This is a genomic window from Streptomyces sp. NPDC054842, from assembly GCF_053611025.1.
In genome coordinates this window covers 74,501-92,680 of sequence record NZ_JBSGZN010000020.1, presented here as the reverse complement: position 1 = coordinate 92,680, position 18,180 = coordinate 74,501, and the positions used below count along the sequence as shown (strand labels likewise).

Here is an 18,180-nt window from a genome sequence, read left to right as displayed (position 1 = left end):
GTGCTCAAGACGGGGTGCTCCTTCCCGCGATGCGGTTGATGCGGTCGACGGCCTTCTCGAAGCCGCGGGTGAGGTCGTCGAAGACCGCCTGGACGGGGCGTTCGTGGTTCATCCGTCCGACGATCTGTCCCACGGGGGTGCCGAGCAGCGGCTCGACCTCGTACTTCTGGATGCGGGAGAGCGCGTCGGCGACCAGCAGGCCCTGCAACGGCATCGGGAGGGTGCCGGGCCCGCTCGGGTCGTCCCAGGCGTCGGTCCACTCGGTGCGGAGCTGGCGCGCGGGTTTGCCGGTCAGGGCGCGGGAGCGGACGGTGTCGCCGGAGCCGGCGGCGAGGAGCTTCTCCGTGACCGCCCGGGAATGCATGTCGGCCTCCGTGGTGGTCAGCCAGAGGGAGCCGAGCCACACGCCCTGGGCGCCGAGTGCGAGGGCCGCCGCCACCTGCCGGCCGCTGCCGATGCCGCCCGCCGCGAGCACGGGCAACGGGTCGACGGCGTCGACGATTTCGGGGGTGAGGACCATCGTGGCGATCTCCCCGGTGTGGCCGCCCGCCTCGTAGCCCTGGGCGACGACGACGTCGATGCCGGCCTCGGCGTGCTTGCGGGCGTGCCGGGCGCTGCCCGCGAGGGCCGCGACGAGCACGTCCCGGTCGTGGGCGCGCGCGACGACGTCGGCGGGCGGCGAGCCGAGGGCGTTGGCGAGCAGGGCGATCGGGTAGTCGAAGGCGACGTCGAGCTGGTCGCGGGCCACCTGCTCCATCCACCCGGTGATGCGCCAGCCGGACGCCTCTCCGTCGGCGAGTTCGGGCACGCCGTACTTGGCGAGGGTGTCGGCGACGTACTGCCGGTGCCCCCGCGGGATCATCGCCTCGACGTCGGCCTCGGTGACGCCCTCCACCTTCCTGGCGGGCATGACGACGTCGAGACCGTAGGGCCTGTCGTCCACGTGGGCGTCCAGCCAGTCGAGGTCGCGCCTGAGGTCGTCGGGGGCCGTGTAGCGGACCGCGCCGAGCACACCGAATCCGCCCGCTCTGCTGAGGGCGGCGGCGACGGCGGGGAACGGCGTGAAGCCGAAGACGGCGTGCTCGACTCCCAGAGTGGTGCTCAGCTCCGTCTGCATGGCCGCAGGATGCCGCAGAGGCCCGGACGAGGGAAGACATTTTCTGATGCTCCGTCAGTTTTCTGCGGTCGGGCCCGGCACCGCCCGGCAGGGTTGACACACCCGTCGCCTGACAGGAAAGTTTCACCGCGCGAGGCGAAACCGGAAAGATACTTTCAGGCGGCGCGGCAGGAGGCTCCTCGGTGACCGAAGACGCAGCGGGCAGAGCGACCGGCGGGCCGACCCGTCGCCAACTGGGCCGACACGCCCTGGCCGTGGGCGGCGCCCTGGCCATCGCCCCCTTCCCCGCCGGGCCGGCGGCCGCCACCGGACCGGGCCGGCGTCACCCGACGCTGCGCCACGGCTCCGCCGAGCGGGCCGGACTCCTGTCCGGGCACCTGCGCCAACTCGTCACCGACGCCGAGGCGTTCCTCGGCCCCTCCCCCAAGCACCCCTGGTACGCGGGCGCGGTGCTCCTCGCCGGCCGCGGCGGCACCGTGGCCCTGCACCGGCCGATCGGCAAGGCGGTGCGCTACTCGGCGTACGACGAGAAGACGGACACGGGCGTCGAGTTCCCGCCCGAGCGGCAGATCGCGATGGCCGAGGACACCGTCTTCGACCTCGCCTCCGTCTCCAAGCTGTTCACCTCGATCCTCGCCGTGCAGCAGATCGAGCGCGGCGCACTGGAGCTCGGCGCGCGCGTCGCGTCGTACCTGCCGGATTTCGCGGGCGGCGGCAAGCAGGACGTCACGATCCGCCAACTGCTCACCCACACCTCAGGATTCCGCGCCTGGCTCCCCCTCTACGCCGCGCCGACCCGCGAGGCGAAGCTCCGGCTCATCTGGGACGAGGCCCCGCTGAACCCGCCGGGCAGCCGCTACCTCTACTCCGACCTCAACCTGATCTCCCTCCAGCTCGTCCTGGAGGAGGTCACCGGCCGGGCACTCGACACGCTCCTGCACGACGAGATCACCGCCCCGCTCGGCATGCACCGCACCCGCTACAACCCGCCCGCCGCCTGGAAACCCCGGATCGCGGCCACCGAGGACGCGCGCCCGCCCTGGTCCGGGCTGGACCGCGGGCTGGTCTGGGGCGAGGTGCACGACGAGAACGCGTACTCCCTCGGCGGCGTCGCCGGGCACGCCGGTGTGTTCTCCTGCGCGTGGGACCTCGCGGTGCTCGGCCGCACCCTGCTCAACGGCGGCGTGTACGGGGCGGCGCGCATCCTCAAGCCCGAGTCGGTGGAGCTGATGTTCACCGACTTCAACACGGCCTTCCCCGGCGACGAGCACGGCCTCGGCTTCGAGCTCTACCAGCACTGGTACATGGGCGCGATGGCCACCCCGCGCACCGCCGGGCACACCGGCTTCACCGGCACCTCCGTCGTCCTCGACCCGACGACGGACTCGTTCCTCGTCCTGCTGGGCAACTCGGTTCACCCGGTGCGGAGTTGGCGGTCCGGGTCCGCGCCCCGGGTGGCCGCCGCCGACCACCTGGCGCGCGCCGTGCCGGTCCGCCCCGCGCGTGGCCGCACGGCCTGGTTCTCCGGCATGGCGAGCGCGACGACGGCGACGCTCACCCTGCCCGCACTCGACACGACGGCGGCGTCCACACGGCTGCGCTGCTCCGTGTGGTGGGACACCGAACCCCAGTCGGACGGCCTGTTCCTGGAGTCCTCGGCGGACGGGGGCGCGACCTGGCTGCCCGTCCCGTTCACGACCGTACGGCGCGACGAGGAGCCACGGGACCATCCGGCCGGCTCGGTCACCGGCTGGTCGGGCCGCGTCTGGCACCGGCTCCACGCCGGCCTGCCCCCGGGCCGCGGACTGAGGCTGCGCTGGCGGTACACCACCGACCGCCTGTACTCCGGGCGCGGTGCCTACGTCGACGCGCTGCGCGTCGAGGCGGACGACCGCGTCGTCTTCGACGGCGCACGGCCCGCGGACGCCGCACGCGTCGAGGCGGCGGGCTGGTCGCCCTCGGCGGACTGACCCCGCCGCACAGGGCCCGCACACGACCGCAGGGGCGGCGCCGGTCCGGTGCGGCCCCTGCGCCCGCCCTGGCCGCGACGGCCCGTCTAGCGCGGCCCGCCCCGCTCCAGCGACTCCAGTACGGCCATCGCCGCGTTGTGCCCGGGGACGCCGCTCACGCCGCCGCCGCGGACGGCGCCCGCCCCGCACAGCAGGACGTTGGCGTGCCGGGTCTCCACACCCCACCGTCCGGTGCCCTCCTGCGCGTACGGGAAGGCGAGGTCGCCGTGGAAGATGTTGCCGCCGGGCAGCCGCAGGTCGCGTTCCAGGTCGAGCGGGGTCCTGGCCTCGATGCACGGGCGGCCCTCGGCGTCGGTCGCGAGGCAGTCCGCGAGCGGCTCGGCGAGGTACGCGTCCAGCTCCGCGAGCGTCGACTTCAGCAGCTCGGCGCGGGCACCGTCGTTGTCCGCGGCGAAGAGCCGGGCCGGGGTGTGGAGGCCGAACAGCGTGAGGGTCTGGTAGCCCTCGTCGGCCAGTGCGGCGCCGAGGATCGTGGGGTCGGTCAGCGAGTGGCAGTAGATCTCCGAGGGCGGCGCGGCGGGCAGGGAGCCGGACGCGGCCTGGGCGTGCGCGGTGGCCAACTGCTCGTACCCCTCGGCGACATGGAAGGTGCCGGCGAACGCCTCGCGCGGGTCCACGGACGTGTCGCGCAGCCGCGGCAGCCGCTTGAGCAGCATGTTCACCTTGAACTGGGCGCCCTCGGCGGGGGCCGGGGGCGCGTCGCCGACGAGGGCGGCCAGCTCCTGGGGCGAGGCGTTGACGAGGACGTGCCGGGCCGCGACGACGGCTTCCCCGCCGTCCGCGCCGCGGTGGGTGACCTCGGCGGCCCGTCCGTCCGTCTCGATCCGCACCACCTCGCGGCCGGTGGCGAGGACGGCACCGGCGGCACGGGCGGTGGTGGCGATCGCGTCCGTCAGCGCGCCCATGCCGCCGACGGGGACGTCCCAGGCGCCGGTCCCGCCGCCGATCACGTGGTAGAGGAAGCAGCGGTTCTGCCGCAGGGAGGGGTCGTGGGCGTCCGCGAAGGTGCCGATGAGCCCGTCGGTGAGCACCACGCCGCGCACCAGGTCGTCGGCGAAGGTCTCCTCGATGGCGACGCCGATGGGCTCCTCGAAGAGGGTCCGCCAGGCGTCCTCGTCGTCGACGCGCCGGCGCAGCTCCTCGCGGGTGGGCAGCGGCTCGGTGAGGGTCGGGAAGACCCGCTGGGCGACGCCGCCCGTCATGCCGTAGAAGCGCTGCCACGCCGCGTACTCGCGGTCGGCTCCGGTCAGCCGCGCGAAGGCCTCGCGGGTGCGGCGCTCGGCGCCGCCGACGAGCAGCCCGGTGGACCGCCCGTTGCGCTCCGCGGGGGTGTACGAGGAGACGGTGCGCCCGCGGACCCGGAAGTCCAGGCCGAGGTCCCGCACGATCTTCCGGGGCAGCAGACTGACCAGGTACGAGTAGCGCGACAGGCGTGCGTCGACGCCGGCGAACGGCCGGGTGGAGACGGCGGCGCCGCCGGTGGCCCCCAGCCGTTCGAGGACCAGCACGGACCGCCCGGCCCGGGCCAGGTAGGCGGCGGCGACCAGTCCGTTGTGACCGCCGCCGACGATCACGGCGTCATATCCCTCGTGTGCAGACATGGTTCTTCGTAGCACGCGATGATCAGGCCGGGCCAGAGGCGTGCGGACGAGCCGCCGTACGGCGGACGGGCGCCGGGCGCCGGGCGCCGGACGCCGGACGCGGCGGTGACCGTCCGCCCCGGGCGCCGGGAGCTGCGGGACGAGCCGTCCGTCGGCCGCGGGGATGCCGGCCCGCCTCCCGGGCGACCCTCCGGCCGGCTCCCCCGCAGCCGCGTCCGCGTCCGTCCCCCGCGCGCGGCTTCCGGCGCCTCCCTTCGGTACTGTCGGGGCGACAGGTCCGCAGCAACCGATGACGGAGTCAGCCGTGAGGGCGAGGCGTCACGTACGCGCGGCGGGTGCCGTGGGGCATCTGCTGCTCGTCGTCGTGCTCGCCCTGGGCGTCTTCGTGATGCACACCGTCGGCCATCCCCGCGAGTCGTCCCACGCCACGACGAGCACCGTGTCCCACGCGCGGACGATGCCCGCGGACACCTCGCACGCGGCCGACCCGGGTCACCCGACGCAACCCGCCTCCCTCGGTGGCGTTCCCGGTGCCGCCGACCTCCCGGCCACGTCGCCCTCGCCCTCCTCGCACGAACCCGCCATGACCATGGACATGCTCTCGCTGTGCATGGCGGTGCTGTTCGGCGCGTGGGTGATCACCGCGCTGCTCGCGTCGGCGTTCGCCCGCCGCGGGGAGCGGGAGGCCGGACACCTCGCCCGGACCGTCGGCGTACCGCGGCCCGACCCGCCGCCCCGCGCGCCCGATCTCACCCGTCTGTCGGTTCTGCGGCTGTAGGCCGTAGCGCTTCCCGCCGGGCGCGCGCCCCAGCGCTCCCGCGGTTTCGCCTACGCCAAGAACAGCCGAAGAACCAAGCACACGAGGTGGATTCACCATGACCTTCCACACCCGCGCCCAGCGCCGCACGCCCGTCCGCCGAGCCGTCGCCGCGGGCGCCCTCGCCGCCGGCGCGCTGCTCCTCACCGCCTGCGGAGGCGACGGAGGCACCGGCGGTACGGCCCACGGCGGCCACGCCGGCTCCGCGTCGGCGAGCGCCCGCTCCGGCTCCTTCAACGACGCGGACGTCACCTTCGCGCAGATGATGATCCCGCACCACGAGCAGGCGCTGGAGATGGCCCGGCTCGCCCCCGGCCGAGCCTCCGACCCGGAGGTGAAGAGGCTCGCCACGAAGATCGAGAAGGCGCAGGCCCCCGAGATCCGGACGATGAAGGGGTGGCTCACGTCCTGGAACGAGCCGACCGCCATGGGCTCCATGCCCGGCATGTCCCACGGCAGCGACGACGGCATGATGTCCGACGCGGACATGGCGCACCTGACGGACATGAAGGGCGCCGGGTTCGACAGGATGTTCACCGAGATGATGATCGACCACCACCGCGGTGCGATCGGCATGGCCGAGGAGGAGCGGAAGAACGGTGAGAACGCCGACGCCGTGAGGACGGCCGGCGACATCGTCACCAGCCAGTCCGCGGAGGTCGAGCAGCTGAAGGGCATCCTCGGCCGGCTCTGACCACGGCCACGGCGGGCCGGACGTCCGGCCCGCACAGACACGGCCGCCCCGCCGCCCGGGCTCCGCACCGCTCACCCGGAAACCCGGGCGGCGGTGCCACCGGCCCGCCGCGGGGCACTCGTTCTCAGCGGCTCTCCGAGGGCCTCGCCCACCGGATCACGAAGCCGCCCACGAGTGCGACTTTCGCCAGGACGACGGCCGGCAGCCCTCCGACGGCCCAGCCGGTCCATCGCCAGTGCGCCCGCAGGACGCGTCCGAGCCCCAGGTGCACGACCAGGACGGCCACGACGACGGCCGACAGAGCCAGCACCTTGACATGACGCCAACGCGGCGCCGGCACCCCGTCCGGCGCGGGGGCGGCGGAGGACGGCACCGATGAGTCCAGCGCCCCGATGGCGGGCGGGCCCGCGGCGTCCGGCGGTCCCACGGAGGGCGGAATCGAGATGCCCGGCCCGCTCCCTGGCGGCCAGCGTCCCCTGTCTACCGGCGCACTCTGGGCATGCCCAGGCCGATCCACGCGATGATCTCGCGCTGGATCTCGTTGTTGCCGCCGCCGAAGGTGAAGATCACCGCCGAGCGGTAGCCGCGCTCCAGTTCGCCGTGGAGGACGGCGCCCGCCGAGCCCTCCTTCAGGGCACCCGGCGCGGCGACGATCTCCATCAGCCAGGCGTAGGCGTCGCGGCGCGCCTCGGACCCGTACACCTTGACGGCGGAGGCGTCGTGCGGAGTGATGGTGCCCTCCTGGACGGCGTTCACCATCTGCCAGTTGAGGAGCTTCATGGCGTCGAGCCGGGTGTGCGTCTGGGCGAGACGCCGCCGCACCCAGGGCAGGTCGACGACGCGCCGGCCGTCGGCGAGCTTGGTCTCCATCGCCCAGCGCTGTACGTCGTGCAGGGCGCGGATCGCCATCGTCCCGTGGGCGGCGAGGGTCACCCGCTCGTGGTTGAGCTGGTTGGTGATCAGCCGCCAGCCCTTGTTCTCCTCGCCGACCCGGCGCGAGGCGGGGACGCGGATGTTCTCGTAGTGACTCGCCGTCGTGTCGTGCGAGGCGAGGGTGTTGATGAGGGTGCAGGAGTAGCCCGGGTCGGAGGTCGGCACGAGGAGCATGGTGATGCCCTTGTGCGGCGGCGCGGCCGGGTCGGTGCGCACGGCGAGCCAGACCCAGTCGGCGGTGTCGCCGTTGGTCGTCCAGATCTTCTGGCCGTTCACCGTGTAGTGGCCGGTCGCCTCGTCCCCCTCCCGTACCGCCCTCGTCCTGAGCGCCGCCAGGTCCGTGCCCGCGTCGGGCTCGCTGTAGCCGATGGCGAAGTCGATCTCGCCGGAGAGGATCTTCGGCAGGAAGTACGCCTTCTGCTCGTCCGTGCCGAACCGCATGATGGTCGGGCCGACCGTGTTGAGCGCCATCAGCGGCAGCGGCACCCCTGCCTGTGCCGCCTCGTCGAAGAAGATGAACTGCTCCATGGGGCTCAGCCCGCGCCCGCCGTACGCCGCGGGCCAGCCCACGCCGAGCCAGCCGTCCGCGCCGAGGCGGCGGACGGTCTCCCGGTAGAAGCGCTTCTGCGCCGCCGGCTCACCGCGGCGGGCGTAGGCGGGGTCCGGCACCAACCGGGCGAAGTAGCCGCGCAGTTCGGTCCGCAACCGCTGCTGCTCGGGCGTGTATTCGAGATGCACGGCGCCTCCTGGCTCCCAGGGGATCGGCAGGTCCCACCCGGACTCGACGGCGCACACAGTAGAACTCGTTCCAGAAATTGGGAATGCCGATGACGTGCCGGGAGGGCGGTGGCACGTCACGCCGCTCCCGGCGAGGGCGCGCGCGACCACTGCCGCCGCCGTACCGCCCATGTCCCGGACGACGTGCCGGACGTAGCATGCGAGGAGTTCCGGGAACCGGCCCACCGACCGGTTTCCGGACCGTGCTGGAAGCGGCCCGACCACGAACCTGGACCGACTCGCCTCATGAAGACCCACAGACACGAAGCGGGGACCGGCCCGACGGCCCCTCCCCCGACTCCTCCTCCCAGACCTGCGCTGAATCGTTCCCGCATCGCCGCGGCGGCGCTGGCGCTGATCGACGTCAACGGCCTGCGCGCCTTCTCGATGCGCAAGCTCGGCGCGGGTCTCGGGGTCGACCCGATGGCCGCGTACCGCTACTTCGAGGACCAGGACGCGCTTTTCGACGGCGTCGCAGAACTGCTCTTCGCCGAGGCCGACTTCGACTCGCTGCCCTGGGAGGAGTCCTGGCGGGCCGTGGCCGGCCAGTACTGCGGGCGGCTGCGGGCCGTCCTGCTCGACCACCCGAACGCCGTCGCGGTCTTCGCGACGCACCCGGTGCGCTCACGAGCGGCGGCGGACGTGTGCGCACGGCTCACCGGGCACCTCACGGCCGCGGGGTTCGGCCCGTCGCAGGCGGACCGTGTCGCGCGCTGCCTGCGGGAGTTCACCGTCGGGCACGCGCTGGGCCTGACGGTTCCGCGTCCCGAGGCGGAGGGCGCCGACGACAATCCCGCCGCACGGTTCGAGACCGGCCTCACCGCGATGCTGGACGGCTTCGAACGACTGAGGTGAGGCGCGCGCACGCGGAGCACCGGCACGACTCCGGCTGGACGCGGCGCTCCGTACGAGCGAACGGGCCCCGGTCGCCCGGGGCCCGTCGTTCACGCACGCTCAGGGCGCCGCGGAAGCCGCCGGGGCGGCGGACGCCTTCTCCTTGCCCTGCCCCGGCATCCGGGGCGTCCCGTTGACCGTCAGCCGGTGGGCCAGTTCGCCGAAGACCAGCCCGAAGGAGGTCCACAGCGTCACCTGGATCGCCAGCGCCGCGAGCCGGAACTGCCAGAGCAGGGTGCCCGAGAAGTCCTTCGGCACCTCGTCGAACGACGGCAGGAACGCGTACGCCAGACCCACCGCGGCGACGAAGAACGCCCCCGCCGCCAGGGTGGCGTTCCAGTTGCCCAGGCGTGGCGCGAGGCGCTTGCCCAGGATCACGGTGGCGACCGCGAGCAGCACGCTGAGCACGATCATCAGGAAGTACAGCGTCGTGCGCTTGCCGATGGTGTCGGCGTCGCCCACCGACGGCGGATTCGCCGGGTACTTGAGGAACGGCACGACGTACACCGCGACGAGCCCCGCCGTCGACAGGAGCAGCGCGCTCGCGCGCGGCCCGAAGCGGCCGATCCGGCCGAGGGCGAAGCAGTACGCGAGGGCCGCGATGCCGCCGAAGGCGACACCGTAGACGAGCACGCCGGTGGCCAGGCCACCGGTGGACTGCATGGTGCGGGTCACCGCCTCCACGCCGTGCTCGTGATGGTGCGCGTGCGACTCCTCGTAGGCGATCGCGGCGTCCACCCGCGACTCGCCGAGGGCGTACGCGACGACCAGGGCGAGCACGCCGGCGGCGAGACCCGCCAGCATGCCGCGCACCAGCAGGTTTCTCACTGTTGCCGAGTTCATCGACTCGTACGCTTCCCTGTCGCCGTCAGTGGCAGGGGAAGCCGAGCAGGTGGCGGGCGTCGTGCACCCACTCGTGCACGTTTTCGCCGGAGACGAGCGAGGTGGCGCCCTGTTCGGCGCCGACGAAGTAGAGCAGGACCAGCATCAGGATGCCGAAGAAGACCGCCCAGGGGGCGATCGCGCTGATCGGCAGCTTCGCGGGAACGGCGGTGGGCGTGACGGCCGGCTGAGCGACGGACTGCGCCATGTGGCAGGACCTCCTGGGGAACTCGCGTCCCATCGTGGTGGTGCACAGGACGACGGCTGCGGGTCTGACTTGCCGGGCGCTCACCACCCCTGGAGGGGGCGGCTCCTGCCTGGCTTACAGTGGCGCGACCGTGCCGGATTCTCACCGGGCTTCCGCCGGACCGTCGTCAATATCGTCGAGACCGTACCGCGAAGCGGAGGCCCGGCCAAGGGCGCACGAGGCCGGCCGTGTGCGCCCCGCGGTGCCGACGGGTCGTCAACTCGCCTGCCGGGTGCGGGGATTGAGTGCGGGAGCGGCGACATCACGACCACGAAAGCGGATCCATGACGACCCGAGTGACCTTGATCTCAGCGGCGTCCAGCAGGGCCCTGCGTGAGGCGCGCTTCGACGACGGCTGCCCGGCCGAGGAGGCCGGTCTGCGGCTCGCCCGGGCCGCCGCCGGCACGCTCCCGTCGGGGGGTGAGCGGTGGGTCTCCCCCAGCGCGCGCTGCCGTGACACCGCGGGGGCGCTCGGGCTGGACGCCGTGGAGGTGGCCGGGCTGGCCGGTCTCGACGTGGGCCGCTGGCGCGGCGCGACGCTGGACGAGGTGGGCGCGAGGGAGCCGGACGCGGTCGTGCGCTGGCTGGCCGACCCGGAGTCCGCGCCGCACGGCGGGGAGTCCGTGCGGGACCTCTGCGACCGGGTCGCCGGACGGCTGGGCGCGGCGGCGCTGCTCTCGGGGCGGGTGCTGGCCGTCGTGGAGCCGGAGGTCGTACGGGCGGCGGTGGTGAGGGCGCTCGGGGTACCGGAGACGGCGTTCTGGCGGATCGACGTACCGCCGCTGACCGCCACGGAACTCAGTGGCCGCGCGGACCGCTGGAACGTCCGGGTCGGCCGCCCCCTCACGGGCGACGCCGCCGACTGAGTCCGCCGTCGGTCCGGACGGTGACGGGGATCGCCGTCGGCACGGACGGCGACGGGGGTTGCCTCGGCGCGGACGGCACCCGGGATCGGCGCGGCACGCTCGTCGCGGAGGGCGACGCGGCGCGGCTTGGCACGCTCGGCGCGGGCGGCGACGCGGCTCGGCTGGGCCCGGACTGCACATCAGCTCGGCGCGGATGGCAACCGACATCGGTCCGGCACGGACGGCAACCGGGATCAGCTCGGCGCGGAGAACCGCGTGACGCTGGCCCGTACCGCGCTCAGGCCCCGTTCGACGCCGGGCATGCCGGGGACGCCGAAGGTGCTGCCCGGAGTGGTGAACGGGGAGAGCCCCGTCTCAGCGGAGCGTCGCCATGAAGTCCGTGCACGCCTGGGCGCACTCGCGGCACGCCTTCGCGCTGTCCTGCGCGCCGGGGTGGTCGTCGAAGACGTCGGCGCACTCCAGGCAGACGTCCCGGCACCACTCCAGCTGGACCCGCATGCCCGCCTCGTCCAGGCCCGCCTGCTCGGACAGCATCCGGCACGTCGCGTCGCACACCTCGGCGCACATGATGCCCTTGCGGCGGACGAGTTCCTGTTCCTTCGGCCCGTCCGGTTCCATGAGGCTCGCGCGCAGAGCGCACGCCCGTGCACACTCCGTGCACGACTGCGCACAGGCGAAACGGTCCTCCAGGAACCGGAAGAGCTCCTGCTCAGATGTCATTGAGGTCACCTGGTCCGGGTTGCCCCGGTCCCCCTTGTCAAACGCGGCGCCCGCGGGTCCGCCACCGAGACGGCGACCGACCGCCCGGAATGGTTCATTCCGGTTCGCCCCCGGGCCGGGGGGTACTCGCGCGCCACGTACACCCGAGGGACGGATGCGCCATGAGCACACCAGGGATCGACTTGGCGGCGGAGCGCGGTCTGCTGGCCGGCTTCGCACCGCTTGTGATCGGAGTGGCCGTCGCGGCACTGCTGGCCGGCGCGATGTGGATGGACAGCCGGATACGCGGCAGGGAGAACGACCGGCCGCGGGCCGAGGAGCAACCGAAACTTCCCGAGAGCGGCCCGGTCTTCGAGGTCAGCGAGAACCGCGAGCCGGACGAGGTGCCCCGCGGCAGCCGCCGACTGACGCCGTACGAACTGGCGGCGCACGGCAACGTCGCCTCGCGGGCGAGCCGGGACCGGACCCGGCAGCGCTGGAGCCGCGGTTCCAGCGGCTCCTTCGGCAGCGGGGGCTCGGGCGCCCACTGAGCGCCCCGGCGCCGCGCGTGCGGCGTCCGGGTGAGTGCCGCAGCCTCACCGCCACCGGGAGCCCGACCACCGGGTGTGCCCCGGTGGTCGGGCACGTCCTGCCGCGAGCCGGCCTACGCGGCGGGACGGGAGCGGGTGCCCCGGGGCCGGGAGGGTGTCGGCGAGCCGTGTCACGGCAGGCCCTCGGCTCGCGCCGCGCTTCTGCGAACGCACTGTTTCCGTCGTGCGAACATCGCGCCGAAGGGGAGGACACGCGTCCTCGGCCGGGGTGACCATGCAGGTCCACGGGCGTCCGCACCCCGTGCCGTCCCCGCGAGGAAGCGCCATGAGCCTGCCGTCCGCCACTTCGAGGTGGGAGTCCGAGAGCTGGAACGCCGCAGCGGCGGTCGGGCTGCGCGAACTGATGTCCGCCGAACTGGCCCCCCGCTACGCCCCCGTCGAGCACCGGCGGGTCCGTGCGCCGCAGCCGTCGGCGGACGAGATCGTCGTCACCTGGGTCGGCTACGCGGACGACGTCCCGGTGGCGACCGCGTCCCTGCGCAGGCTGCCTGACCGGTACGAGGTCAAGCGGGTGTTCGTGCACCGCGACCACCGCGGCCGCGGCCTGGCCAGGGCGGCCCTCGGCGCCGTCGAGTCCACGGCGCGGCGGCTCGGCGTCGAGCCGCTGTGGCTCCAGACGGGCGCCCTGCAGCCGGAGGCCCGGGCCCTCTACGCGCGGGAGGGCTGGCACCAGGTGCCGCCCTACGCGCCGTACGACCGCAATCCGTTCAGCGTGTGCTTCAGCAAGGTCCTCACACCGCGCCCCGGCGGCGGCGCCGATGTCGTCTGAGCGCGCCGGGACCGCCGCGCCCCCGCCCCGGCCGTCCGCTCCCCTCACCGCCGCGCGGCCGACCGCTCCCCCGCGCCCGCGCCCGGGCCGCGTGACCGTGCTCGTGACCCGCCGGTACGTCGACCACGCGCGCGTCACCACCACCGCCTGTCCCGGCGCCGCCTGAGCCCGCCCGGGAGCCGGCGCCCGAAGCCGTGTCCGCTCCCGTCCTCCCCGCACTCGTGGCGCGTCCCTGACGGGCGCCGCCGTGCGCTGCCCTCACCCGCCCCGGACCCGTCCCACGCGCCCTCGCGCACGCACAAGGGAGAACCATGAGCCAGCCGATCGACTCCGTCACCGCAGGTCACACCCCCGAGGAGGAACCGGCCCGGCCCGGCACCCCGGCCTGGTCGTTCGAGACCAAGCAGGTCCACGCCGGCGCCGTGCCGGACCCGACGACCGGGGCGCGGGCGGTGCCGATCTACCAGACCAGCTCGTTCGTCTTCCGCGACACCCGGCACGCCGCCGACCTGTTCTCCCTCGCCGAGCCCGGCAACATCTACACGCGCATCCACAACCCCACGCAGGACGTCTTCGAGCAGCGCGTCGCCGCGCTGGAGGGCGGTGTCGCCGCCGTGGCCCTGGCCTCCGGGCAGGCGGCGGAGACCCTGGCGATCCTGACCGTGGCGAGCGCCGGCGACCACATCGTCTCCAGCACGTCCCTGTACGGCGGCACGTACAACCTGTTCCGTCACACCCTGCCGAAGTTCGGCATCGAGGTGTCCTTCGTCGACGACCCGGACGACGCCGAGGCGTAGCGAGCGGCGATCCGGCCCACCACCAAGGCGCTGTTCGCGGAGACCCTGGGCAATCCGCGCGGCAACGTCCTCGACGTCCGGGCGGTCGCGGACGTCGCCCACGCGGCGGGCCTCCCGCTGATCGTGGACAACACCGTGCCCACGCCGTACCTTCTGCGGCCGATCGAACACGGCGCCGACGTCGTCGTCCACTCGGCGACCAAGTTCCTCGGCGGGCACGGAACCACCATCGCCGGTGTCGTCGTGGACGGCGGCACCTTCGACTTCGGCGCGCACGCCGACCGCTTCCCCGACTTCAGCGAGCCCGACCCCAGCTACCACGGGCTGCGGTACTGGCCCGCGCTCGGACCCGGGGCCTTCGCGGTCAAGCTGCGGGTGCAGCTGCTGCGCGACCTCGGCCCCGCGCTGTCCCCGCACTCCGCGTTCCTCCTCCTGCAGGGCGTGGAGACGCTCAGCCTGCGCATCGAGCGGCACTCGGGCAACGCCCAGGCCCTGGCCGAATGGCTGGAACAGCGCGACGAGGTGGCGGCCGTCCACTATCCGGGGCTCGCGTCCAACCGGTGGCACGAGGCCGCCCGGCGGTACCTGCCGCGCGGCGCGGGCGCGGTGCTGGCCTTCGAGCTGCGGGACGGTGTCGAGGCCGGGAAGCGGTTCGTGGACGCGGTCGAGCTGTTCAGCCACCTCGCCAACATCGGTGACGTACGCAGCCTCATCATCCATCCGGCGTCCACGACGCACAGCCAGCTCGACGAGGAGGGCCTGCGCGCCACCGGGACCGCGCCGGGGCTGGTGCGCCTGTCGGTCGGCATCGAGAACCTGGCGGACCTGAAGGCGGACCTGGAGGCCGGTTTCCGGGCGGCGAAGGGCGCGTCCTGAGCACGGTACCGACGACGTCGCCGCTCCCCCTCCCGCCGGCCTCGGGTGCCTGGCGGGAGGGGGACCCGCCCGGGCGGCGCCATTGGCACGTCCGGGAGAAGCCGCTGCTCCTGGAGGCGGGCGGTGAACTGCCCGGGGTGCGCCTGGCGTTCGAGACCTGGGGGCGGCTCGCGCCGGACCGGTCCAACGCGGTGCTGGTGCTGCACGCGCTCACCGGCGACAGCCACGTGGCCGGTCCCGCCGGGCCCGGCCATCCGACGCCGGGCTGGTGGGACGGGCTCGTGGGCCCCGGCCGGGCACTCGACACGGACCGCTGGTTCGTCGTCGCCCCGAACGTGCTGGGCGGCTGCCAGGGCAGTACGGGTCCGTCCTCCCGGCGGCCCGACGGACGGCGCTGGGGCGGTTCCTTCCCGTTCCTGACACAGCGTGACCAGGTGGCCGCCGAAGCCGGATTGGCGGACGCGCTGGGCATCGGCAGGTGGGCGCTGGTGGTCGGCGGCTCGATGGGCGGGATGCGTGCCCTGGAGTGGGCCGTGTCGTACCCGGAGCGTTCGGCGGCGCTCCTCCTGCTGGCGACCACCGCCGCGGCGGGCGCCGAGCAGATCGCGTGGGCCGCGGCCCAGGTCCACGCCGTGCGCGCCGACCCGCTGTGGCGCGGCGGCGACTACCACGACGCCGGGCCCGGTGGCGGTCCGCACGCGGGGCTCGGCCTGGCGCGCCGTCTCGCCCACGTCACCTATCGCAGCGAGCCGGAGCTGCGGGCCCGCTTCGGGCGCGCTCCGCAGGACGCGGAGGACCCGTGGCACGGCGGCCGGTACCGGGTCGAGTCGTATCTGGACCACCATGCCGCCAAGCTGGTGCGGCGCTTCGACGCGGGCAGCTATGTCGTGCTGGCCGAGGCCATGAACAGTCACGACGTCGGTCGGGGCCGCGGCGGTACGCGCGCCGCGCTCCGCCGGGTGACCGCCCGCACCCTCGTCGCCGCGGTGGACTCCGACCGCCTCTATCCGCCGTACCAGCAGGCCGAGTTGGCCGCCGGGATCGGCTCGGCGGACGCTCTGCGCACGGTCGACTCGCCGTACGGCCATGACGGTTTCCTCATCGAGGTGGCGCAGGTCGCCGCGCTGGTCCGGGAATTGCTGGACTAGGGCCCGTCTCTTGGAAGGGTGGCGCGAAGGGGCTGCATGCCAGATCGATAACCTGTGTCGGCGTCGGCGGCATGGTGCGAAACTTCAGGCCATGACCTCACCCGAACTCAGTGACCTGGACTATCTCCGGGAGATCGAGCGGCTCGCCAACCGCGTCACTGTGGAGGCATCCAACGAAGGATGGCTTTCGTTCCAGGCTGACCCGGACGAAGCAACACCGCTTCAGCGCAGCGTGAACGAGCTTGCCCGGGCTCTGCGCCACTACCACTTCGAGAGTGATGGCTGCCTGGACGAGGACCGGTCTCGGGTTCGCCTCGTCGGAGCCTCGGTGTTGAAGCCCGGGGTCATGCCGGCCGGGGTGGAGGACGCGTACGAGGAGGTATGCGCACGGATCGGCGTCGACCCCAGGCCGGAGGGCTGGGCGCTGTGGAACACCTGGAGCGGCGGAGACCTGAAGGTGACCATGGTGGTGTCCGCCGTCGAAACGACTGAGGGGCTGTTCGAGAACTGGACGCGCGGGAGAGCACTCGACCCGGTGTCACCGCTGCCCTCCCAGATCGCCCTCGTCCGCCAGGGATGGATAGGACCAATGACGTTCTCACCTCGGGGCGTCAACCGGACTGGCCTTGGCGGGCGGCCACTGACCTAGGCTCCGGCCTTGGTCCGGGTCGTGTCCACATGAGAATTGCAGCGAGGTGCAGTGCGGCCTGGTAGGCCAGCCGGTGCGGTACTTCCACGCGATGACCTCCAAGGTCCGACGATGGTCGGCCCATCGCCGACCACGGACCGGATCAGCCGGCATCAACGGCTCGATCCGATCCCACATCGCATCAGTGATCATGAACCGGACGGACACATCCGATCAACCGACGAGCAGATCAAGGAGACACGCTCCAGGGCCCGTCGTTCGCATCGGGTCGGCCGGCCGACGACATGTCGGTCACGGCCGGCCGACCCGGTCCGGACGAGGGACCCCGGAGCGGCGGCCTTCTCCGTGTCAGGACGCCACGCGGTGCGCCTCCGTGTCGGCGCGCCGGGCGGTGGGCTCGGCCAGGCCGAGGTGGTCGCGCAGGGTCGTGCCCGTGTAGTCGTGCCGGAAGACGCCGCGTTCCTGGAGGAGGGGCACGACGCGGTCGGCGAAGGGGTCGAGACCGCCGGGCGTGAGGTGCGGGACGAGGATGAATCCGTCGGCGGCGTCCGCCTGGACCAGGGAGTCGATGGACGCGGCGACCGTGGCCGGGGAGCCGATGAAGGTCTGCCGGTTGCCGGTCTCGATGACGAGGTCGCGAATGGACCACTTGTTGGCGGCGGCGAGCTCCCGCCACTCCCTGGCGGTGGCGAGGGGGTCGCGGTACATCCGGACCTGGGCGCGGCCCCGGGCGACGGTGTGCTCGCCGGGGTCGGGGTCGATGTCGGGCAGCGGGCCGTCGGGGTCGTAGCCGGACAGGTCGCGGTTCCAGACGAACTCCAGGTGCTTGATCGCGGTCGCTCCGCTGACCTGGAGGCGGCGCACCTCGTGGGCGGTCTCCTCCGCCTCGGCGTCCGTGTCGCCGAGGACGAAGGTCGCGGCGGGCAGGATCAGCAGCTGGTCGTGGGTGCGGCCGTGGCGGGCCAGCCGTCCCTTGACGTCGCTGTAGAACGCGCGGCCCGCCTGGAGGGTGCCGTGCCGGCTGAAGATGGCGTCCGCGTCGGCGGCGGCGAACTCGCGCCCCTCCTCGGAGTCGCCGGCCTGGAAGATCACGGGGCGCCCCTGCGGACTGCGCGGGACGTTGAACTGCCCCTGGATGTCGAAGTGCTGCCCCCGGTGCACGAAGGCGCCGGCCCGCGCGTCCCGCAGGAAGGTGCCGCTCTCCCGGTCGGCGGCGATCTCGTCCCCGTGCCAGGAGTCGAAGAGTTCGTGGGCGGTGGCGAGGAACTCCCTGGCCCTGGAGTACCGCTCCTCCTGCGGGAGGAAGCCGCCGCGGCGGAAGTTCTCGCCGGTGAAGGCGTCCCAGGAGGTGACGACGTTCCAGGCGGCCCGCCCGTCGGAGAGGTGGTCGAGGCTCGCGAACTGCCGGGCCACTTCGTAGGGTTCGTTGAAGGTGGAGTTGATGGTGCCGGTCAGGCCGAGGCGGTCGGTGACGGCGGCGAGGGCCGACAGGACGGTGAAGGTGTCGGGGCGGCCCACCACGTCCAGGTCGTAGATGCGGCCGCCCTGTTCGCGCAGCCGCAGTCCCTCGGCGAGGAACAGGAAGTCGAACTTGGCGCGTTCGGCGGTCCGGGCGAAGTGCGCGAACGAGGCGAACTCGATGTGGCTCCCCGCGTCGGGGTCGCTCCACACGGTCGTGTTGTTGACGCCGGGGAAGTGGGCAGCGAGGTGGATCTGCTTCAGCGGCTTGTCGGACGAGGTGGTCGACGGCTTGCTCATGGCTGGAAGTCCTCG

At 73.4% G+C, this 18,180-nt stretch carries 17 protein-coding genes, 2 pseudogenes and 1 riboswitch; of the genes and pseudogenes, 10 read left to right on the top strand and 9 right to left on the bottom strand.

Translation table 11 applies throughout. The features are described 5' to 3' along the window. Positions 1 to 4: 4 nt before the first annotated feature. Entirely contained in the window at positions 5 to 1,117 is a 1,113-nt protein-coding gene (locus ACWGIS_RS18030; RefSeq protein ID WP_453363403.1) for a nitronate monooxygenase, read from the bottom strand. A 182-nt stretch (positions 1,118 to 1,299) separates the two neighbouring features. Between ACWGIS_RS18030 and ACWGIS_RS18025 the strand changes: the two genes are divergently transcribed. After that, positions 1,300 to 3,087, top strand: a complete 1,788-nt coding sequence (locus ACWGIS_RS18025) for a serine hydrolase (RefSeq protein ID WP_453363402.1) — start codon at positions 1,300 to 1,302, stop codon at positions 3,085 to 3,087. A gap of 86 nt (positions 3,088 to 3,173) precedes the next feature. On the opposite strand, the gene ACWGIS_RS18020 is transcribed toward ACWGIS_RS18025, so the two are convergent. Next, positions 3,174 to 4,748 carry a phytoene desaturase family protein gene (locus tag ACWGIS_RS18020; RefSeq protein ID WP_453363401.1) on the bottom strand — a complete coding sequence of 525 codons (1,575 nt, stop codon included), beginning with the start codon at positions 4,746 to 4,748 and terminating at the stop codon, positions 3,174 to 3,176. 304 nt (positions 4,749 to 5,052) lie between these two features. On the opposite strand from ACWGIS_RS18020, the gene ACWGIS_RS18015 reads away from it, so the two are divergent. Together ACWGIS_RS18015 and ACWGIS_RS18010 are read left to right on the top strand one after the other, a co-directional pair. Next, on the top strand, positions 5,053 to 5,526 hold the full coding sequence (locus ACWGIS_RS18015; RefSeq protein WP_453363400.1) for a DUF6153 family protein: 474 nt from the start codon (positions 5,053 to 5,055) through the stop codon (positions 5,524 to 5,526). A 97-nt stretch (positions 5,527 to 5,623) separates the two neighbouring features. Continuing rightward, positions 5,624 to 6,259 carry a DUF305 domain-containing protein gene (locus ACWGIS_RS18010; protein ID WP_453363399.1) on the top strand — a complete coding sequence of 212 codons (636 nt, stop codon included), beginning with the start codon at positions 5,624 to 5,626 and terminating at the stop codon, positions 6,257 to 6,259. Positions 6,260 to 6,383: 124 nt separating this feature from the next. Here ACWGIS_RS18010 and ACWGIS_RS18005 read toward each other — a convergent pair whose 3' ends face one another. After that, positions 6,384 to 6,569, bottom strand: a complete 186-nt coding sequence (locus ACWGIS_RS18005; protein WP_453363398.1) for a hypothetical protein — start codon at positions 6,567 to 6,569, stop codon at positions 6,384 to 6,386. Positions 6,570 to 6,739: 170 nt separating this feature from the next. Continuing rightward, on the bottom strand, positions 6,740 to 7,930 hold the full coding sequence (locus ACWGIS_RS18000; RefSeq protein WP_453363397.1) for an acyl-CoA dehydrogenase family protein: 1,191 nt from the start codon (positions 7,928 to 7,930) through the stop codon (positions 6,740 to 6,742). Between the two features lie 285 nt (positions 7,931 to 8,215). On the opposite strand from ACWGIS_RS18000, the gene ACWGIS_RS17995 reads away from it, so the two are divergent. Further along, entirely contained in the window at positions 8,216 to 8,824 is a 609-nt protein-coding gene (locus tag ACWGIS_RS17995) for a TetR/AcrR family transcriptional regulator C-terminal domain-containing protein (protein WP_453363396.1), read from the top strand. A 99-nt stretch (positions 8,825 to 8,923) separates the two neighbouring features. Here ACWGIS_RS17995 and ACWGIS_RS17990 read toward each other — a convergent pair whose 3' ends face one another. After that, positions 8,924 to 9,706 carry a CbtA family protein gene (locus ACWGIS_RS17990; RefSeq protein ID WP_453363395.1) on the bottom strand — a complete coding sequence of 261 codons (783 nt, stop codon included), beginning with the start codon at positions 9,704 to 9,706 and terminating at the stop codon, positions 8,924 to 8,926. Between the two features lie 25 nt (positions 9,707 to 9,731). Beyond that, a complete protein-coding gene (locus tag ACWGIS_RS17985) occupies positions 9,732 to 9,953 on the bottom strand; it encodes a CbtB domain-containing protein (protein WP_355794397.1) in 222 nt (73 codons plus the stop codon). 37 nt (positions 9,954 to 9,990) lie between these two features. Then, positions 9,991 to 10,133, bottom strand: a riboswitch (cobalamin riboswitch). Positions 10,134 to 10,276: 143 nt separating this feature from the next. Between ACWGIS_RS17985 and ACWGIS_RS17980 the strand changes: the two genes are divergently transcribed. Beyond that, positions 10,277 to 10,858: a histidine phosphatase family protein gene (locus ACWGIS_RS17980; RefSeq protein ID WP_453363394.1), complete on the top strand. Its 582-nt coding sequence runs from the start codon at positions 10,277 to 10,279 to the stop codon at positions 10,856 to 10,858. Positions 10,859 to 11,212: 354 nt separating this feature from the next. Here the strand turns inward: ACWGIS_RS17980 and ACWGIS_RS17975 are convergent, their stop codons facing one another. Beyond that, positions 11,213 to 11,578 (bottom strand): four-helix bundle copper-binding protein, encoded by a 366-nt coding sequence (locus tag ACWGIS_RS17975; RefSeq protein ID WP_453363393.1) that lies wholly within the window; start codon positions 11,576 to 11,578, stop codon positions 11,213 to 11,215. A 161-nt stretch (positions 11,579 to 11,739) separates the two neighbouring features. On the opposite strand from ACWGIS_RS17975, the gene ACWGIS_RS17970 reads away from it, so the two are divergent. The 5 genes and pseudogenes from ACWGIS_RS17970 (at position 11,740) to ACWGIS_RS17950 (ending at position 16,407) form a co-directional block, all read left to right on the top strand. Beyond that, positions 11,740 to 12,108 carry a DUF6479 family protein gene (locus ACWGIS_RS17970; RefSeq protein WP_453363392.1) on the top strand — a complete coding sequence of 123 codons (369 nt, stop codon included), beginning with the start codon at positions 11,740 to 11,742 and terminating at the stop codon, positions 12,106 to 12,108. A gap of 325 nt (positions 12,109 to 12,433) precedes the next feature. Continuing rightward, positions 12,434 to 12,937, top strand: coding sequence for a GNAT family N-acetyltransferase (locus ACWGIS_RS17965; protein ID WP_453363391.1), 504 nt, complete (start codon positions 12,434 to 12,436; stop codon positions 12,935 to 12,937). Positions 12,938 to 13,248: 311 nt separating this feature from the next. After that, positions 13,249 to 14,610: pseudogene (locus ACWGIS_RS17960) on the top strand (bifunctional o-acetylhomoserine/o-acetylserine sulfhydrylase). Continuing rightward, a complete protein-coding gene (gene metX / locus ACWGIS_RS17955) occupies positions 14,607 to 15,758 on the top strand; it encodes a homoserine O-acetyltransferase MetX (protein ID WP_453363446.1) in 1,152 nt (383 codons plus the stop codon). Before ACWGIS_RS17960 ends, metX begins: the two are co-directional and overlap by 4 nt. A gap of 91 nt (positions 15,759 to 15,849) precedes the next feature. Continuing rightward, positions 15,850 to 16,407 carry a hypothetical protein gene (locus ACWGIS_RS17950; RefSeq protein ID WP_453363390.1) on the top strand — a complete coding sequence of 186 codons (558 nt, stop codon included), beginning with the start codon at positions 15,850 to 15,852 and terminating at the stop codon, positions 16,405 to 16,407. Positions 16,408 to 16,458: 51 nt separating this feature from the next. On the opposite strand, the pseudogene ACWGIS_RS17945 reads toward ACWGIS_RS17950, so the two are convergent. Further along, positions 16,459 to 16,614, bottom strand: a pseudogene (locus ACWGIS_RS17945) (transposase); the annotation flags it as partial. A 141-nt stretch (positions 16,615 to 16,755) separates the two neighbouring features. Next, positions 16,756 to 18,165, bottom strand: a complete 1,410-nt coding sequence (locus ACWGIS_RS17940; protein WP_453363389.1) for an NtaA/DmoA family FMN-dependent monooxygenase — start codon at positions 18,163 to 18,165, stop codon at positions 16,756 to 16,758. Positions 18,166 to 18,180: the final 15 nt, after the last annotated feature.